Origin of the sequence: Streptomyces flaveus (assembly GCF_014647675.1) — a bacterium.
GTDB lineage: Bacteria > Actinomycetota > Actinomycetes > Streptomycetales > Streptomycetaceae > Streptomyces > Streptomyces flaveus.
In genome coordinates, this window is the sequence record NZ_BMPQ01000002.1 from 642,040 (window position 1) to 657,526 (window position 15,487).

General features: G+C 70.0%; 16 protein-coding genes. 9 read left to right on the forward strand and 7 right to left on the reverse strand.

Annotation, left to right across the window (positions count from 1 at the left end):
- Window positions 1-148 precede the first annotated feature (148 nt).
- Window positions 149-415 carry a hypothetical protein gene (locus tag IEZ21_RS06205; RefSeq protein ID WP_189320823.1) on the forward strand — a complete coding sequence of 89 codons (267 nt, stop codon included), beginning with the start codon at window positions 149-151 and terminating at the stop codon, window positions 413-415.
- Between the two features lie 55 nt (window positions 416-470).
- Here the strand turns inward: IEZ21_RS06205 and IEZ21_RS06210 are convergent, their stop codons facing one another.
- Window positions 471-1,208: a ferritin-like fold-containing protein gene (locus IEZ21_RS06210; RefSeq protein WP_078491746.1), complete on the reverse strand. Its 738-nt coding sequence runs from the start codon at window positions 1,206-1,208 to the stop codon at window positions 471-473.
- A 492-nt stretch (window positions 1,209-1,700) separates the two neighbouring features.
- Between IEZ21_RS06210 and IEZ21_RS06215 the strand changes: the two genes are divergently transcribed.
- Window positions 1,701-3,824: a DEAD/DEAH box helicase gene (locus IEZ21_RS06215; protein ID WP_246567300.1), complete on the forward strand. Its 2,124-nt coding sequence runs from the start codon at window positions 1,701-1,703 to the stop codon at window positions 3,822-3,824.
- Between the two features lie 122 nt (window positions 3,825-3,946).
- The gene (locus tag IEZ21_RS06220; RefSeq protein WP_189320824.1) at window positions 3,947-4,867 is read left to right on the forward strand and encodes an alpha/beta fold hydrolase; all 921 of its coding nucleotides are present in this window, start codon (window positions 3,947-3,949) and stop codon (window positions 4,865-4,867) included.
- 27 nt (window positions 4,868-4,894) lie between these two features.
- Here IEZ21_RS06220 and IEZ21_RS06225 read toward each other — a convergent pair whose 3' ends face one another.
- Window positions 4,895-5,809, reverse strand: a complete 915-nt coding sequence (locus IEZ21_RS06225) for an NYN domain-containing protein (RefSeq protein ID WP_033319978.1) — start codon at window positions 5,807-5,809, stop codon at window positions 4,895-4,897.
- A 210-nt stretch (window positions 5,810-6,019) separates the two neighbouring features.
- Between IEZ21_RS06225 and IEZ21_RS06230 the strand changes: the two genes are divergently transcribed.
- Window positions 6,020-6,172, forward strand: a complete 153-nt coding sequence (locus tag IEZ21_RS06230; RefSeq protein ID WP_169786184.1) for a DUF8834 family protein — start codon at window positions 6,020-6,022, stop codon at window positions 6,170-6,172.
- Window positions 6,173-6,253: 81 nt separating this feature from the next.
- Here the strand turns inward: IEZ21_RS06230 and IEZ21_RS06235 are convergent, their stop codons facing one another.
- From IEZ21_RS06235 to IEZ21_RS06250, 4 genes are all read right to left on the reverse strand, one after another.
- Window positions 6,254-6,859: a MarC family protein gene (locus tag IEZ21_RS06235; RefSeq protein ID WP_189320825.1), complete on the reverse strand. Its 606-nt coding sequence runs from the start codon at window positions 6,857-6,859 to the stop codon at window positions 6,254-6,256.
- A 43-nt stretch (window positions 6,860-6,902) separates the two neighbouring features.
- Complete coding sequence (locus tag IEZ21_RS06240; protein WP_189320826.1) at window positions 6,903-7,769, reverse strand: PHP domain-containing protein; 867 nt, start codon at window positions 7,767-7,769, stop codon at window positions 6,903-6,905.
- 92 nt (window positions 7,770-7,861) lie between these two features.
- Window positions 7,862-8,503: a DUF6758 family protein gene (locus IEZ21_RS06245; protein WP_189320827.1), complete on the reverse strand. Its 642-nt coding sequence runs from the start codon at window positions 8,501-8,503 to the stop codon at window positions 7,862-7,864.
- Window positions 8,504-8,627: 124 nt separating this feature from the next.
- Complete coding sequence (locus IEZ21_RS06250; RefSeq protein ID WP_189320828.1) at window positions 8,628-9,224, reverse strand: suppressor of fused domain protein; 597 nt, start codon at window positions 9,222-9,224, stop codon at window positions 8,628-8,630.
- Between the two features lie 503 nt (window positions 9,225-9,727).
- Here IEZ21_RS06250 and IEZ21_RS06255 point away from each other — a divergent pair.
- Together IEZ21_RS06255 and IEZ21_RS06260 are read left to right on the forward strand one after the other, a co-directional pair.
- On the forward strand, window positions 9,728-10,837 hold the full coding sequence (locus IEZ21_RS06255) for a magnesium and cobalt transport protein CorA (RefSeq protein ID WP_189320829.1): 1,110 nt from the start codon (window positions 9,728-9,730) through the stop codon (window positions 10,835-10,837).
- A 23-nt stretch (window positions 10,838-10,860) separates the two neighbouring features.
- A complete protein-coding gene (locus IEZ21_RS06260; protein WP_189320830.1) occupies window positions 10,861-11,379 on the forward strand; it encodes a hypothetical protein in 519 nt (172 codons plus the stop codon).
- A gap of 87 nt (window positions 11,380-11,466) precedes the next feature.
- Here IEZ21_RS06260 and IEZ21_RS06265 read toward each other — a convergent pair whose 3' ends face one another.
- Window positions 11,467-12,243 carry a hypothetical protein gene (locus IEZ21_RS06265; RefSeq protein WP_189320831.1) on the reverse strand — a complete coding sequence of 259 codons (777 nt, stop codon included), beginning with the start codon at window positions 12,241-12,243 and terminating at the stop codon, window positions 11,467-11,469.
- A 190-nt stretch (window positions 12,244-12,433) separates the two neighbouring features.
- On the opposite strand from IEZ21_RS06265, the gene IEZ21_RS06270 reads away from it, so the two are divergent.
- From IEZ21_RS06270 to IEZ21_RS06280, 3 genes are read left to right on the forward strand one after another with little or no spacing between them, the layout of a single operon-like run.
- Window positions 12,434-13,720, forward strand: coding sequence for a magnesium transporter MgtE N-terminal domain-containing protein (locus tag IEZ21_RS06270; protein ID WP_189320832.1), 1,287 nt, complete (start codon window positions 12,434-12,436; stop codon window positions 13,718-13,720).
- Window positions 13,710-14,288, forward strand: coding sequence for a DUF1003 domain-containing protein (locus IEZ21_RS06275; protein WP_189320833.1), 579 nt, complete (start codon window positions 13,710-13,712; stop codon window positions 14,286-14,288). The genes IEZ21_RS06270 and IEZ21_RS06275 overlap by 11 nt, the downstream gene beginning before the upstream one ends.
- A gap of 43 nt (window positions 14,289-14,331) precedes the next feature.
- Entirely contained in the window at window positions 14,332-15,465 is a 1,134-nt protein-coding gene (locus IEZ21_RS06280) for an Mrp/NBP35 family ATP-binding protein (protein ID WP_189320834.1), read from the forward strand.
- The last annotated feature ends 22 nt before the right edge of the window (window positions 15,466-15,487 follow it).

Below are 15,487 nucleotides of genomic sequence, written 5' to 3' on the forward strand. Positions count from 1 at the left end.
TCCCATGCCCACTCCACACTGTTTCCACGCGTCCGCGCGCTTCACAGATTGAGCACAAGTCACCCACAGGGAAGGATTGCATTCCGCAGGTCACGGGTATGACGGGCTACGACCGAAGTGCACACCGCCGTGCGGGAGGGACCCCCAGATGTTCTTGGAAGCGCTCGGCTCCGTGATCCTCGGTCTGGCAGTGGCCTGGCTGGCGGTGTACCGCCTGCCGCACCGCCTGCCCGCCCGCCGCCTGGTCCTGTCGACGGGCGCCGCCGGGGGCCTGTTCGGCGCGTTCCTCACACACAGCGCGCTGGGTGGAAACCTTCTGCTGATCCTCATCGGCGCGGTGGCCGTCGCCACGGCGTCCGTGTCCCTCCTCGTCCGCCCCGCGGGAAGACTCCGCCGCCACTCGGCGACCGTGTGACTCCGGACTCGGGCGAGGACCGCTGACGCGCCCCTCGCCCGGACCGGGCGGAGTGTCAGGCCGCGAGGCCCAGCGCGGCCATCCGCTTGGTGTGTGCCTCCGTGATACGCGAGAACATCCGGCCGACCTCCGCGAGGTCGAAGCCGTCCGCGACACCGCCGACGAGCATCGTCGACAGGGCATCCCGGTCGGCGACCACGCGCTGCGACTGGGACAGGGCCTCGCCCATCAGCCGTCGCGCCCACAGCGCGAGCCGTCCGCCCACGCGCGGGTCCGCGTCGATCGCGGCGCGCACCTTCTCGACGGCGAAGCTCGCGTGCCCCGTGTCATCGAGTACGGCCAGGACCAGAGCCCGCGTATCGGCGTCGAGCCGCGCCGCGACCTCGCGGTAGAAGTCACTGGCGATCGAGTCGCCGACGTACGCCTTGACGAGGCCCTCCAGCCAGTCCGACGGCGCCGTCTGCCGGTGGAAGCCGTCGAGCGCCGCGACGAACGGCTCCATCGCCTCCGTGGGCTCCGCCCCGATCGCCGCGAGCCGGTCCCGCAACTGCTCGAAGTGGTGGAACTCCGCCGACGCCATCTTCGCGAGCTCCGCCTTGTCGGCGAGCGTGGGCGCCAGCTTGGCGTCCTCCGCGAGCCGCTCGAACGCCGCCAACTCCCCGTACGCGAGCGCTCCGAGCAGGTCGACGACCGCTGCGCGGTACTGAGGGTCGACGGAGGCCTTCGTCCAGTCCTGGGCGGCGACTCCGGTGTGGTCGGCGGATGCGTCGGGAGCGTTGTCAGGCGTCGTCATGAAGCGCACAATAGCCCGCTCACAGCGACACGGAAGTCCCTGGTCAGTCAGTGTGACAACCACTACGTGACCAAATCGACCATCGCATATGCGCGATTCCGGGGTATGGTGGTAATGCGCCCGCTGAGTTGATCTACGTAACTCGACCAACTCGACGGGCCGCACGAATGAGGATGCCCGGTCGGTGGCCCGATCGGCTCCGACCCGACAGCCCTCCTCGCCCGTACGGCACAGAAGCATACGGACCATACGGAGGGACCCTCAGCGGTACGAGAGCTCGAGCGTCGGCAGTGGTCCCATGCCACCCGGCCCGCTGGTCAAGAGCGGCCGACGTCCCCGGCACGGTCCCTACACGACCCCCGCGCTCGCCTCGCACCGCATACACACAGAAGAGGCAGCACCCTGACTACTTTCCGAGAGCTCGGAATCCTTTCCGAGACAGCCGAGGCCCTGGAAGCCGTCGGCATCATCAATCCCTTCCCCATCCAGGAGATGACGCTCCCCGTCGCCCTTTCGGGCAGCGACGTCATCGGCCAGGCCAAGACCGGCACCGGCAAGACGCTGGGCTTCGGCCTCCCGCTCCTCGAGCGCGTCACGGTTCCCGCGGACGTCGAGGCGGGCCGCGCCGAGCCGGAGCAGCTCACCGACGCCCCGCAGGCGCTCGTCGTGGTCCCCACGCGCGAGCTGTGCACGCAGGTCACGAACGACCTGCTGACCGCGGGCAAGGTCCGTAACGTACGCGTTCTCGCCATCTACGGCGGCCGGGCGTACGAGCCGCAGGTCGAGGCCCTCAAGAAGGGTATCGACGTGGTCGTCGGCACCCCGGGCCGTCTCCTTGACCTCGCGGGCCAGAAGAAGCTCGACCTCAAGCACGTGCGCGCGCTCGTCCTCGACGAGGCCGACGAGATGCTCGACCTGGGTTTCCTGCCCGACGTCGAGAAGATCATCAACATGCTGCCGGCCCGCCGCCAGACGATGCTGTTCTCGGCGACCATGCCGGGCGCCGTCATCGGTCTCGCGCGCCGCTACATGTCGCAGCCCACGCACATCCGCGCCACGGCGCCGGACGACGAGGGCCAGACGGTCCGGAACACCGCGCAGTTCATCTACCGCGCGCACAACATGGACAAGCCCGAGCTGGTCTCGCGCATACTCCAGGCCGACGGCCGCGGGCTCGCGATGGTCTTCTGCCGTACGAAGCGGACGGCGGCGGACCTCGCCGACCAGCTGCAGCAGCGCGGCTTCGCCTCCGGCGCGGTCCACGGCGACCTCGGCCAGGGGGCGCGTGAGCAAGCGCTGCGGGCGTTCCGCAACGGCAAGGTGGATGTGCTCGTCTGCACCGACGTGGCCGCGCGCGGCATCGACGTCGAGGGCGTGACGCACGTCATCAACTACCAGTCCCCCGAGGACGAGAAAACGTACCTGCACCGCATCGGCCGTACGGGCCGCGCGGGCGCCAAGGGCATCGCGATCACGCTCGTCGACTGGGACGACATCCCGCGCTGGCAGCTCATCAACAAGGCGCTGGCGCTTGGTTTCAACGACCCGCCGGAGACGTACTCCACGTCCCCGCACCTCTTCGAGGAGCTGAGCATCCCGGCGGGCACGAAGGGCGTCCTGCCCCGCGCCGACCGCACTCGCGCCGGGCTCGCGGCCGAGGAGGTCGAGGACCTCGGCGAGACCGGCGGGCGTGGCGCGCACGGTCGTGGTGGGCGCTCCTCGGCCCCGGAACGCGAGCGTGAGCGCCCGGCGCGTACGCCGCGTCGTCGCCGCCGTACGCGCAACGGTGCGCCGCTCGACGCCACGGACACGACGGCTCCTGCGGAAGCTGCGGAGGCCCCGGCCGCCGAGCCGCGTACGCCGCGTCGCCGCCGCCGCACGCGCACCGGGGAGTCGGCCGCCGAGACGGCTGTCGCCACGGCCGAGGGAACAACGCCGGAGGCCATCGAGCCGACGGCAGAGCCGCTGGAGCCGGCCGAGACGAAGCCCCGCCGGCGTCGTACGCGTAAGACGGCGGAGACCGCGGAGTCAGCGGTCACCGTCGTCGAGGAGGCCGCTGAGGTCACGGAGGTGACCGAGGCCAAGCCCCGCCGCCGCACTCGCAAGGCCGCCGAAACGGCCGTGGACACCGCGGCCGGCACGGCCATCGCGACCGAGGTGGCCGAGTCGGCCGAGACGAAGCCCCGCCGCCGTACGCGCAAGGTTGCCGTAGCCGCCGAGGCCGACATCCCGGCCCAGGTGACCGAGGAGCCCGCGGCCACACCGCGTCGCCGCACGCGCAAGGTGGCTCAGGCCGCGTTGGACACGGCGGAAGGCACAGCGGTCGAGGCGGTTCAGACCAAGCCGCGCCGTACGCGGAAGACCGCGGCCGCTGCTGAGGTCGCCGTGGACACGGCCGAGGCGACCGAGGCGAAGCCGCGTCGCCGTACCCGTAAGGCGGCAGAGGCCGGCATCCCGGCGCAGGCGGCCGAGCCTGTCACGGACGAGGCCCCGGCCAAGCCGCGGCGTACGCGCAAGGCAGCGGCCACGGCGCCCGTCGACGCCGAGGCGCCGGAGGCGAAGCCCCGCCGTCGCACGCGCAAGACGGCGGCAGCCACCGAGGCAGCAGAGAGCTGAGCCTCTCTCCGACGGCCCGGCCCCAGCACTTGGGGCCGGGCCGTTGCCGTTGCCGTAACTCGAAAACGGCCCCACCTCGCCCCGCAATCCGCCCGACAGCTTCCCCGGATACCCTCCTCCTCATGAGCAGGCCCGCCACCTTCGTCCCCCCGCCCGGCGCTCGTGCGTATCGGCTCGGCACCGCGCGCGGTGACTTCGCTGTGATCGACGCCCCCGCGGCACCCGGCGTCGAAGCAAAGGGAACCGCGCTTCTGCTGCCAGGGTTCACCGGCAGCAAGGAGGACTTCATCGCCTTGCACGAACCGCTGGCGGCGGCCGGATACCGGACCGTCGCCGTGGACGGACGGGGGCAGTACGAGACGCCCGGTCCAAGAGACGACGAAGCCCCGTACGCGCAGGCCGAGTTGGCGCGGGACGTACTCGCCCAGGTCGACGCGCTCACCGACACGCCCACCGACCCGCCGCAGGACCGTGTCCACCTCGTCGGCCACTCGTTCGGCGGACAGGTCGCCCGGGCCGCCGTACTGCTCGACTCCACCCGCTTCCGCTCACTCACCCTCATGGCCTCGGGGCCGGCCGAGATCTCCCCCTCGCAACAGCTGCGCGTCAAGCTGCTGCGGGACGCGCTCGCCGTGATGGACATGGCGCAGGTGTGGGACGCGATCCAGGCGCTGGAGCCCCCGGAGGACGCGGCCGACCAGCAGGACCTGGACGCCGGACTCGACGACCTCGAAGATCTCAGGCAGCGCTGGCTCGGCCACAGTCCCGCTCAACTCACCGCCGCGGGCCGCCAGTTGAGCACGGAACCCGACCGCGTCGCCGAACTGGCCGCCGTACCGATCCCGTTTCACGTCCTGTCGGGCGAACGCGACGACACCTGGCCGGTGCCCCTCCTGGACGACATGGCCGTACGCCTCAAGGCCCACCGCACGGTCGTACGGGGAGCCGAGCACTCCCCCAACTCGGACCGCCCGCTGGAAACGGCCGAAGCCCTGGCCACCTTCTGGAACCGGACCGACCGAACCAAGTACCAAACCAAGTAAGGACTCACCAAGTAAAGACTCAAAGACTCAGTACTGCGCCTGCAAGTGCCCCCAGAACCCGTCCCGCAACGCCCGCCGCAGATCCGCCTGCCCCCGTAGCGAGTACTGCAGCAAGCCCTCCGCCTCCACCAGCAGATCCTGGTCGACAGGCCCGGGCAGATACGGATGCCCGGGCAGCAGGTCCGCCAGTGCCTCCCGCCCTCGCGCCCCCAGCCACTGCGCGGCGATCTGCGCCCCCACGAACCGCACGTCCTCCCGCGTGGGCCGCGCCCCGGCCGAGGCTTCGTACGAGGCGGCGGTGCGCCGGGAGACGTACGGCTTGAAGAACTCGAGGTCGAAGGTCCGCTGGCTGTCGACCTCCCAGAGCAACGGCTCCGCCTGGTTGCGCCCCTCCGGTGCCTCGATGCCCCAGAGGTGGACGCGCGCCCCGTACCCCTGCGCCGCCTCGACCGCGGAGACCAGGTCCTCGTCGCCCCCGATGAGTGAGGCGTCACTGATGGCGCGGTGCCTGGCCAGTGACTCCAGGTCGCTGCGGATCAGGGAGTCGACGCCCTTCTGCTGGTTGTTGGCGTTGAGGTTGCCCAGCCGGACCTTGACGTCGGGCAGCTCGGCGATGGACTGCTGCTCCGCGGTGTGGATGCGGCGGCGGGCCCCGTCGTACCAGTAGACGCGCAGCAGCCTGCTGTCCGCGAAGATCGTGCGAGCCCTGTCGATGAGCGCCTCGATGAGGCCCTCGGCATCGAGATCGAAGGCCCGGCGGTCCTCCGTACCGGCGACGAGCCGGCCCGCGGCCGCGTACAGGTAACCGGCGTCGACGAAGATCGCATGGGTGGACGGCGTCTTCGCCACCTCGGCGAGCATGCGCTGGAGCAGCTCGTTCGTGCGGTCCATACGCGCACTGAGGGCAGCCAGTGCGTCGGTTCCCGCGAAGTCGTCATTCATATGCGCCTCATTGTCGCAGGACGTCACTGTGTGAACACAAGCGGTCCATTACCAGCAGGTAGTTAGGCGTTCGAAAAATTTATTTAGCGTAGGGAATGTTTGTAACTGGCATCCCGTTGACTCGTTAGAGAACGCAGGGCACAGACGCCCCGTGCTCCACCTACCAGTAGTTCTCCTTCAGGAGGATGACCAGACGAAGGGAGAAGCCATATGCGCTTCGAAATCATGCGCCTCGACGACGTCGACGGCACCGCCGTGGACACGACCGTCGTGGACGCCGCCTCCGTCAACCGGATCGTGCAGCAGGCCGCCGCCATCGGCCAGCGCATCCTGATCCGCCCGGCCGAGTCTCAGGCCTCGTAACGCGCGGACGCCCGAGCACAGCACACTTCAGAACCCCGTACGGCATCGATGCCGTACGGGGTTCTGCATGTCCGGCTCCGCTCAGCTCGACTGGATCACCTGCGTGACTCCGTTGATGATCTGCTGCACCGCGATCGCGGAGAGCATCATGCCCGCGAGCCGGGTCACCAGGACGACCCCGCCGTCCTTGATGACGCGGATGATCAGCAGCGAGTACCGCATCACCACCCACAGCACGACATGGATGGCGAGGATCGCGGTCCACACCGCCATCTGTGCCGCGACGCCGTCGGCCTTCTGCACCGCGAGGATGACGGACACGATCGCGCCCGGTCCCGCGAGCAGCGGTATGCCCAGGGGTACGAGGGCGGCGTTGACGTCCTTGGTCTGCTTGGGCTCGTCCGTCTTGCCGGTGAGCAGGTCGAGGGCGATCAGCAGGAGCAGCAGGCCGCCCGCGATCATCAGCGCGGGCACGGACACATGGAGGTAGTTCAGGATCTGGTGCCCGAGCAGCCCGAACACGGTGATCACACCGCCGGCCACGCAGACGGCCTGGAACGCCATCCGCTTCTGCACCCGCGCCGGTCGTCCGGACGTGAGCGCGAGGAAGATCGGGGTGATCCCCGGGGGATCCATGATGACGAAGAGGGTGAGGAAGAGTGAGCCGAAAACGGCGAGGTCGAACACAGTGAGCCTTGGTGTGGGAAGGGGTGCGACAGGGCAGGGAGGGTCAGATTCCCGCGGCCCCGCCCGCGCCCGGCACCGGGAACGCCCCAGTGGCCCGCCGCGTGATCTCCCCGTAGATCTCGGGATCCGTGGTGAACTCCCCGAGTACACACGTCTTGCGGCTGCCGTGATAGTCGCTGGACCCGGTCGTCAGCAGCCCCAACTCGGCCGCCAGGCCCTTGAGTCGGGCCCGGGCCGCCGGGTCGTGGTCCATGTGGTCGGCCTCGATCCCGTCGAGTCCGGCCGCCGCGAGCTCGGCGATCGCGGACTCCGGCACGACCTGGCCCCGCTTGGCCGCGGCGGGATGCGCGAAGACGGTCACGCCGCCCGCGGCCTTGACCAGCCGGATCGCCTCGAAGGGGTCCGACTCGTGCTTCTCGACGTAGGCCCGGCCGCCGTCGGCGAGCCAGTCGGGCGTGAAGGCGTCGGAGACACTGGGCACGACGCCCAGCTCGACCAGCGCGGTCGCGATGTGCGGCCGGCCCACGGACCCGTCGCCCGCGATCCGCGCCACCTGCTCCCAGGCCACCGGCACACCCAGCTCCTGGAGCTTACGGATCATGCCGTGGGCCCGCGGCACCCGGTCGTCGCGTACGAGTTCACGCTCGCGCAGCAGGTCGGGCTCCTCGGGATCGAAGAGGTACGCCAGCATGTGCAGGCCCACGCCGTCGAGACGGCAGGAGAGTTCGGCTCCGGTGACGAGGGTGAGGCCTTCCGGAACCGCGGCGATGGCCTCGGCGTAACCGCGGGTGGTGTCGTGGTCGGTCAGCGCGACGACGTCCAGACCGGCCGCGGCGGCATTGCGCACCAGCTCGGCGGGGGTGTCCGTACCGTCGGAGGCAGTGGAGTGGGTGTGCAGATCAATGCGCACGAGCGCGGACTCCAGGCTCTGACCGGGCGGAAGGGGGCACTCCAGGGTAACGGGAGCCGCACCCGCCCCCGGCCGCGCCCCTGAGCGCCGTACTAGGGCTCGAGAATGCGCGGTGACAGCGCCCCGCACGGCAGCAGGTCCACCTCCGCGCCCGCGTCCCGCACGTCGGTCAGTACCAGCTCGTCGTACATCAGCAGGCCCGACTGCTCGGGCCAGACGACCGCCCACAGCCACAGGCCGAGTGCCTCGCCGGCGAAGACGGCGCGGTCGTCGGGGGTGCCGGAGACGAGCCAGAGGGGGGTCGGGCGGCCCGCCGCGAGGACCTTCGCCTGGGGCGGCTTCTCGACGTTCATGTACGGGCCCGGGTCCGGGCCGTCCATGCCCGCGTATCGCGCGCCGAGGCCGACGCCGAGCTCCTCGGCGATGAGCACCAGCTCTCCTATACCGCCGAGCGGACCCGGGCCCGAGCAGGCCACGGCCGTGGCACGGCCGCCGCTGCGGTCGTCGCCCGCGAAGGCCGCACCCGTGAAGAGCCAGCCGACGGGCAGGGGCCATGGCATCCACACCGGTACGTGCGCACGGTGCACCACGACGCTGAGGGCCTCGACGCTGGGCGGGATCACGGGCTGCAGTGGGTGCACAGGGCCGTGCACATCACACTGCCAGGAATCGGCAAAGAGTCCGGGAGCCCTGACCCGGCCACCACACTTCGGGCAACTGGGTTCGCCCCTCATAGGCCCCAACGGTCCTCCCCGGCTGTCGCCGCGTCAAGGACGATCACCCGTCCGGCGAGCCACGTCGCCGCCGACTGAACGAGTGTGACATTCCCAACTGGCTGATGCCAGCGGACGGTTCGGTTCAATCGAGGGACACGGATCCGCGCGAGGGATCGCGCAGATCCGTTCCGCCGGTGAGCCAGCGCTCCCTCAACGCCTGCGCGCCGTGCACCCGCTTCCACGCCGCCTCGTTCGGCGTCATCGGGAGCAGCGGCAGGAAACGTACGGGATCGAGGGGCTCGTCCAGGTCCAGGTCCTCGACGAGGCCACCCGGCTCGGCGACCAGTACGGAGGTGAACGGGGCACCCGGCCACAGGGGTTCGCCGACGTCCAGCGAGGCTCCGGGGGCCACGACCAGCCCCTCGACCTGCGGAGACGCGGCCAGTACAGCGAGCGGGCGGAGCACCTTGTCGGTGTCGGCGAAGCCCGCGCGTACGGAGAGGACCAGTTCGGCGCGCGGGCCCCTGAGCGGGTCGGCGAGGGCCGCCGTGGGGTCGGTCATCGGCTGCGCGGACATGCCGAGCGTGGCGTAGCGCACGATCTCTTCCCCGGCGGCTCCGCCGCTGAAGCGGAGCACCTCGATACGGTCCGTGCCGAGGAAGGTGACCGCGGCGCGCGCGTCCGGTTCGCCCAGCGCGGTGCGCAACCGGGCCTCCACCAAGGGAAGAACATCAGCCATACGGCGAGCATATGCTGCGCCTTTTCGGGGGTTTCTGCCCGGTTCCCGGGAACGGCAAGGCCAAAGAAGCGGCTTGACACGCCAGTCGACTGATAGTCTTGGCCGCTGGTCGGGGCAGCACGCAGAAGCGTCGCTCTCGAGTCCCGACGCACGGACACTCCCCTACGGGGGATGGATCTCCCCTACGGGGGACCGGCCGGAGGAGGTGGGGCTCCATGGATCGAAGTCGACCGTGTAGTACTACCCGCTCTTCCGGCTGCTGAGTTCCTCAAAACCGAGCTCTACTGGCTGCCGCCTCCCGTACTCGCGTCACGCGTGTCGGTGCATGACGGAAGAGCACTTCGTTTTTGCCTGATCTGTCTGATCTGTATCAGTAGCGAAGCTGCCACCGCGACGGTGCGGTGCTTCCCGCTTTGCGGACGTGCCAAACATCCTCAGTCAGGACGTCCCCATTCCGGGCAGTTCCAACCGTTGCCGGCGGCTCGTACGCGAAGGAGCCTGCCATGTCGATGATCCGAGACCTGCGCGCCGCGGTCCGCCCCTCGCTGCGCAAGGACGGCGGTACGTACGACACCACCCGCGCGGCCGGGACGAACTCGGCTGTCGTGGACTGCGCCATCTACCGCGACGGCGCTCGCGTCGCGTTCCCCACTCCCCTCACGCCTCATGAGGCGATGCTCCAGGTGCGCCGTGACGGCGGCTTCGCCTGGATCGGGCTGCACGAGCCCACGGAGGACGAATTCGCCGTCATCGCCCGCGAGTTCGGGCTGCACCCGCTCGCCGTCGAGGACGCGGTGCACGCCCACCAGCGGCCCAAGCTGGAGCGCTACGACGACACGCTCTTCACCGTCTTCAAGACCATCCACTACGTGGAGCACGACGAACTCACCGCCACCAGCGAGATCGTGGAGACCGGCGAGGTGATGTGCTTCACCGGACGGGACTTCTTCATCACCGTGCGGCACGGCGGGCAGGGCTCGCTGCGGGCACTGCGGCACCGGCTGCAGGACGACCCCGAGCTGCTCGCCAAGGGGCCGTCGGCCGTGCTGCACGCGATCGCCGACCATGTCGTCGACGGGTACATCGCGGTCGCGGACGCCGTGCAGGACGACATCGACGAGGTCGAGACGGAGGTGTTCTCGCCGGGGCGCAAGGGCGGGACCTCGCGTGGTGTCGACTCGGCGCGGATCTACCAGCTCAAGCGTGAGGTGCTGGAGTTCAAGCGGGCGGTGTCCCCGCTGCTGCGGCCCATGCAGCTGCTGAGCGAGCGGCCGATGCGGCTGGTGGACCCCGACATCCAGAAGTACTTCCGCGACGTCGCCGACCACCTCGCGCGCGTGCAGGAGCAGGTCGTCGGGTTCGACGAGTTGCTCAACTCGATCCTCCAGGCCAACCTCGCCCAGGCCTCGGTCGCGCAGAACGAGGACATGCGCAAGATCACGTCCTGGGCGGCGATCATCGCCGTGCCGACGATGATGTGTGGCGTCTACGGCATGAACTTCGACTACATGCCGGAGCTGCGCTGGAAGTTCGGGTACCCGCTGGTGCTGAGCGTCACGGTGGGGATCTGCTTCGCGATCCACCGCACGCTGAAGCGCAACGGGTGGCTGTGAGCGGGCTGGATACCCTTGCTGCCATGACGGATGAGCTGCTCGACCAGGCCCTCGTCGAGGAGGCCACCAAGAAGTCCGCGCTCGTGTGGGTGCGGGGTGGTGGCGCACCGGAGCCGGACCGTGCCCTGTGGCACGTGTGGTTCGAGGGCGCCGTGTGCCTGGTCGGGGACGGGCCCGGTGAGCAGCCGTTGCCGGGGCTGGTCGACGGGGGCGAGGCGCTGGTCACCGTACGCAGCAAGGACAAGGGCGGGCGGCTCGTCTCCTGGGCGGCGAAAGTCGTGGAGCCGGCACCCGGGTCCCCCGAGTGGGACGCCGCGGTCGGCGAGCTGAAGGGCAAGCGGCTGAACGCTCCGGATGGCGAGGCCATGCCGGAGCGGTGGGCTCGGGAGTGTCGGGTGCTTCGCCTCGAGCCGACGGGGGATACGGCGCCGCTGCCTGACGGGTCGCTTGCGGCTGTGCCGGCGCCTTCGCCGGCGATTACGCGGGGGCCGGTCCCGGCGGGGGTGCATCGGTTGCTGTTTCGTGGGCGCAAGCGGAGGTAGCTGCGCTGGCAGGCAGTTTTTTGGGTGCGGGTTCGTTGTGGCTGGTCGCGCAGTTCCCCGCGCCCCTGACGGGGCGCTTGTGAGCCCCTACGACTCCGGCAGCTGTTGGCCGTAGTCCACCATCTCGTTCTTCGCCGGTTCCTCCAGGGGGAAGTCCTTGCCCCAGTCGGTCAAGCGGATCGTTCCCGCGCCGCCTGCTCGGGCCAGGACCAGGGGGTAGGGCTTGCCCTCCAGGGAGACGTCCAGGGTGCCGCCTGAGCCCTTGTCGCCGGTGATGCGGATCGTGCGGATGCCGGAGCGCTCGTGGTGGCCGTCCGTGGCGAGGGTGCCGTGGAGGGTGAGGAGGCCGTCGAGGAGCACATCCTTGTCGGTGAAGCCGGTGAAGCGCTGGTAGGCGGGGTCGCCCTGCGGGACCTTCACGTACAGGCCGCCGAGTTTTTCGGCGGCCTCCGCGTCCGCGTCGCTGTCCTCCCCCTCGCCACCCTCGCCGCCCTTGTCGTCCTCGTCGGCCCAGAAGTCCGCGTCGGCCTTCAGGAACAGGTGCTCGCCGACCCGCAGCAGCCGGAAGGTCGTGTCCTGTGTGGTGACGGAACCGGTGCCGCCGTCGGCCTTGAGGCGCATGTCGAGTTTGTACGTACGCCCGTTGCTGACGACCGAGCCCGAGAGATGGACCGCGTCCGCACTTCGGGCCGCCTGGGTCGTCTTGGCCTGGATCTTTTCGGCGGAGAGCTTGCCGACCCCGTTCGTGCCCGCGTTCGGGTCCTCGTCACCGCACCCCGTCAGCCCTGTCCCCGTCACGGCCAGTGCACATATCGCGCTCATGAGTGCGGCCCGGCGGGTACGGCCCTGGAGAAATGCAGACACAGGTGGGGGGGCGCCTCTCGTGCGGGAGTCCTCAACGGCGTACGGCAGCGTACCTGTGCCGTCTGCGCACTCCGGAGGCGGTCCGTCCAGGCTGTGTACCAGGGCGCGTCCAGTCGGGACGGGCTAGCCTGAAGCCCGCAAAAGCGGATATATCGATAAGAGATCGGTAAGTAGGGAGGAGGTGTGCGGCATGGCCGCAGGCGCTCCCCGGATCTTCGTCTCACACCTCTCCGGCGTCGCCGTCTTCGACCCGAACGGCGACCAGGTGGGCCGGGTGCGTGATCTCGTCGCCATGCTGCGCGTCGGACGACGCCCGCCCCGACTGCTCGGTCTCGTCGTCGAGCTGTCCACGCGCCGGCGCATCTTCCTGCCCATGACGCGGGTGACCGGCATCGAGTCGGGCCAGGTCATCACCACCGGCGTCCTGAACGTACGGCGCTTCGAGCAGCGGCCCACCGAGCGGCTCGTCATCGGCGAACTGCTCGACCGGCGCGTACATCTCGTCGAGACCGACGAGGAGGTGACGGTCCTGGATGTGTCGGTCCAGCAGTTGCCGGCCCGCCGCGACTGGGAGATCGACCGGGTTTTCGTACGGAAGGGGAAGGCCGGCACCTTTCGGCGGTCCAAGGGGGAGACGCTGACCGTCGAGTGGTCCGCCGTGACCGGGTTCTCGCTCGAGGAGCAGGGGCAGGGCGCCGAGAGCCTCCTCGCCACCTTCGAGCAGTTGCGCCCGGCCGACCTCGCGAACGTGCTGCACCATCTCTCGGCCAAGCGGCGCGCGGAGGTTGCCGCGGCCCTCGACGACGACCGGCTCGCCGATGTCCTCGAGGAACTGCCCGAGGACGACCAGATCGAGATCCTGGGCAAGCTCAAGGAGGAGCGCGCCGCCGACGTCCTGGAGGCGATGGACCCCGACGACGCGGCCGACCTGCTGGCCGAGCTGCCGGAGGAGGACAAGGAGCGACTGCTCGCGCTGATGCGCCCGGACGACGCGGCGGACGTACGACGGCTGATGGCGTACGAGGAGCGGACCGCGGGTGGCCTGATGACCACCGAGCCGATCGTGCTGCAGCCGGACGCGACGGTCGCCGACGCGCTGGCCCGGGTCCGCAACCCCGACCTCTCCCCCGCGCTGGCCGCCCAGGTGTACGTGTGCCGCCCGCCCGACGAGACACCGACCGGCAAGTACCTCGGCACGGTCCACTTCCAGCGGCTCCTGCGCGACCCTCCGTACACGCTGGTCGGCGCGCTCGTCGACGATGATCTCCAGCCGCTCGAACCGGAGGCCCCGCTGCCGGTGGTGGCCGGCTTCTTCGCGGCGTACGACATGGTCGCGGCGCCTGTCGTCGACGAGAGCGGGTCACTGTTGGGCGCGGTGACCGTGGACGACGTACTCGACCACATGCTGCCGGAGGACTGGCGCGAGACGGAGTTCCATCTGGAGGCGGAGGCTCAGGGGGTCGCTCATGGGTCCTGAGCGCGACCCCCGCGAGCGGGTCCCCATGGGCGTCACCGGACGCCCGCGCATCCGGCTCGACCAGCCGCTGCCGCCGCGCCGCCGGATGGTGCCCGAGTGGGACCCGGAGGCCTTCGGGCGGCTGTCGGAGCGGATCGCTCGGTTCCTGGGGACCGGGCGGTTCCTCTTCTGGATGACGGTCGCCATCATCCTGTGGGTGCTGTGGAACGTCGCGGCGCCCTACGACCTGCGCTTCGACGACTACCCGTTCATCTTCCTGACCCTGATGCTCTCGCTCCAGGCCTCGTACGCCGCCCCGCTGATCCTGCTCGCGCAGAACCGGCAGGACGACCGCGACCGGGTCAATCTCGAACAGGACCGCAAGCAGAACGAACGGTCGATCGCGGACACCGAGTATCTGACCCGTGAGATCGCCGCGCTGCGCGCCGGTCTCGGCGAGGTCGCCACCCGCGACTGGATCCGCTCCGAACTCGAGGACCTGGTCAGGGAGCTGGAGGAGCGACGCCCCGACGGACGGGTCGTATTCCCGGCAGAACACCCGCGCGGACGTGATGTAAGCGACCGCTGACGGGCTTCTCCAGGGTGGGCGGCGGCCCCGTACCATCGTTGGTATGGCTACGGAAGACGCGGTGCGCGCAGCGCTGGCGACGGTGAACGACCCCGAGATCCATCGGCCCATCACCGAGCTGGGGATGGTCAAATCGGTAGATATCGGGGCGGATGGCGCGGTCGCGGTCACCGTGTACCTGACCATCTCCGGCTGCCCCATGCGCGAGACCATCACCGACAACGTGACGAAGGCGGTCGAGGCGGTCGACGGTGTCACGCGCGTCGACGTCACGCTGGACGTGATGAGCGACGAACAGCGCCGCGAGCTGGCGTCCGCGCTGCGCGGCGGGCAGGCCGAGCGCGAGGTCCCGTTCGCCAAGCCGGGCTCGCTCACGCGCGTGTACGCGGTCGCCTCCGGCAAGGGCGGCGTCGGCAAGTCGTCGGTGACCGTGAACCTGGCGGCGGCGATGGCGGCGGACGGTCTGAAGGTCGGTGTCGTGGACGCCGACATCTATGGCCACTCCGTGCCCCGCATGCTGGGCGCCGACGGCCTTCCCACCCAGGTCGAGAACATGATCATGCCGCCGTCCGCGAACGGCGTGAAGGTCATCTCGATCGGCATGTTCACCCCGGGCAACACACCGGTCGTATGGCGCGGCCCGATGCTCCACCGCGCACTTCAGCAGTTCCTGTCGGATGTGTACTGGGGCGACCTGGACGTCCTCCTGATGGACCTCCCTCCGGGCACCGGCGACATCGCGATCTCGGTCGCGCAGCTGGTGCCGAACGCCGAGATCCTGGTCGTGACGACGCCTCAGCAGGCCGCCGCGGAGGTCGCCGAGCGGGCCGGTTCCATCGCCGTCCAGACTCATCAGAAGATCGTGGGCGTGGTCGAGAACATGGCAGGTCTGCCCTGCCCGCACTGCGGCGAGATGGTCGACGTCTTCGGCACGGGTGGCGGCCAGCGGGTCGCCGACGGCCTGACGCGCACGACCGGCGCGACGGTCCCAGTGCTGGGCAGCATCCCGATCGACGTCCGCCTCCGCGAGGGCAGCGACGAGGGCAAGCCGGTCGTCCTGACCGACCCCGACTCCCCCGCGGGCTCGGCCCTGCGCTCGATCGCGGGCAAGCTGGGCGGCCGCCAGCGGGGGCTGTCGGGGATGTCGCTGGGGATCACGCCGCGCAACAAGTTCTGAGGCCAGTACGCAGGTGGGGGCG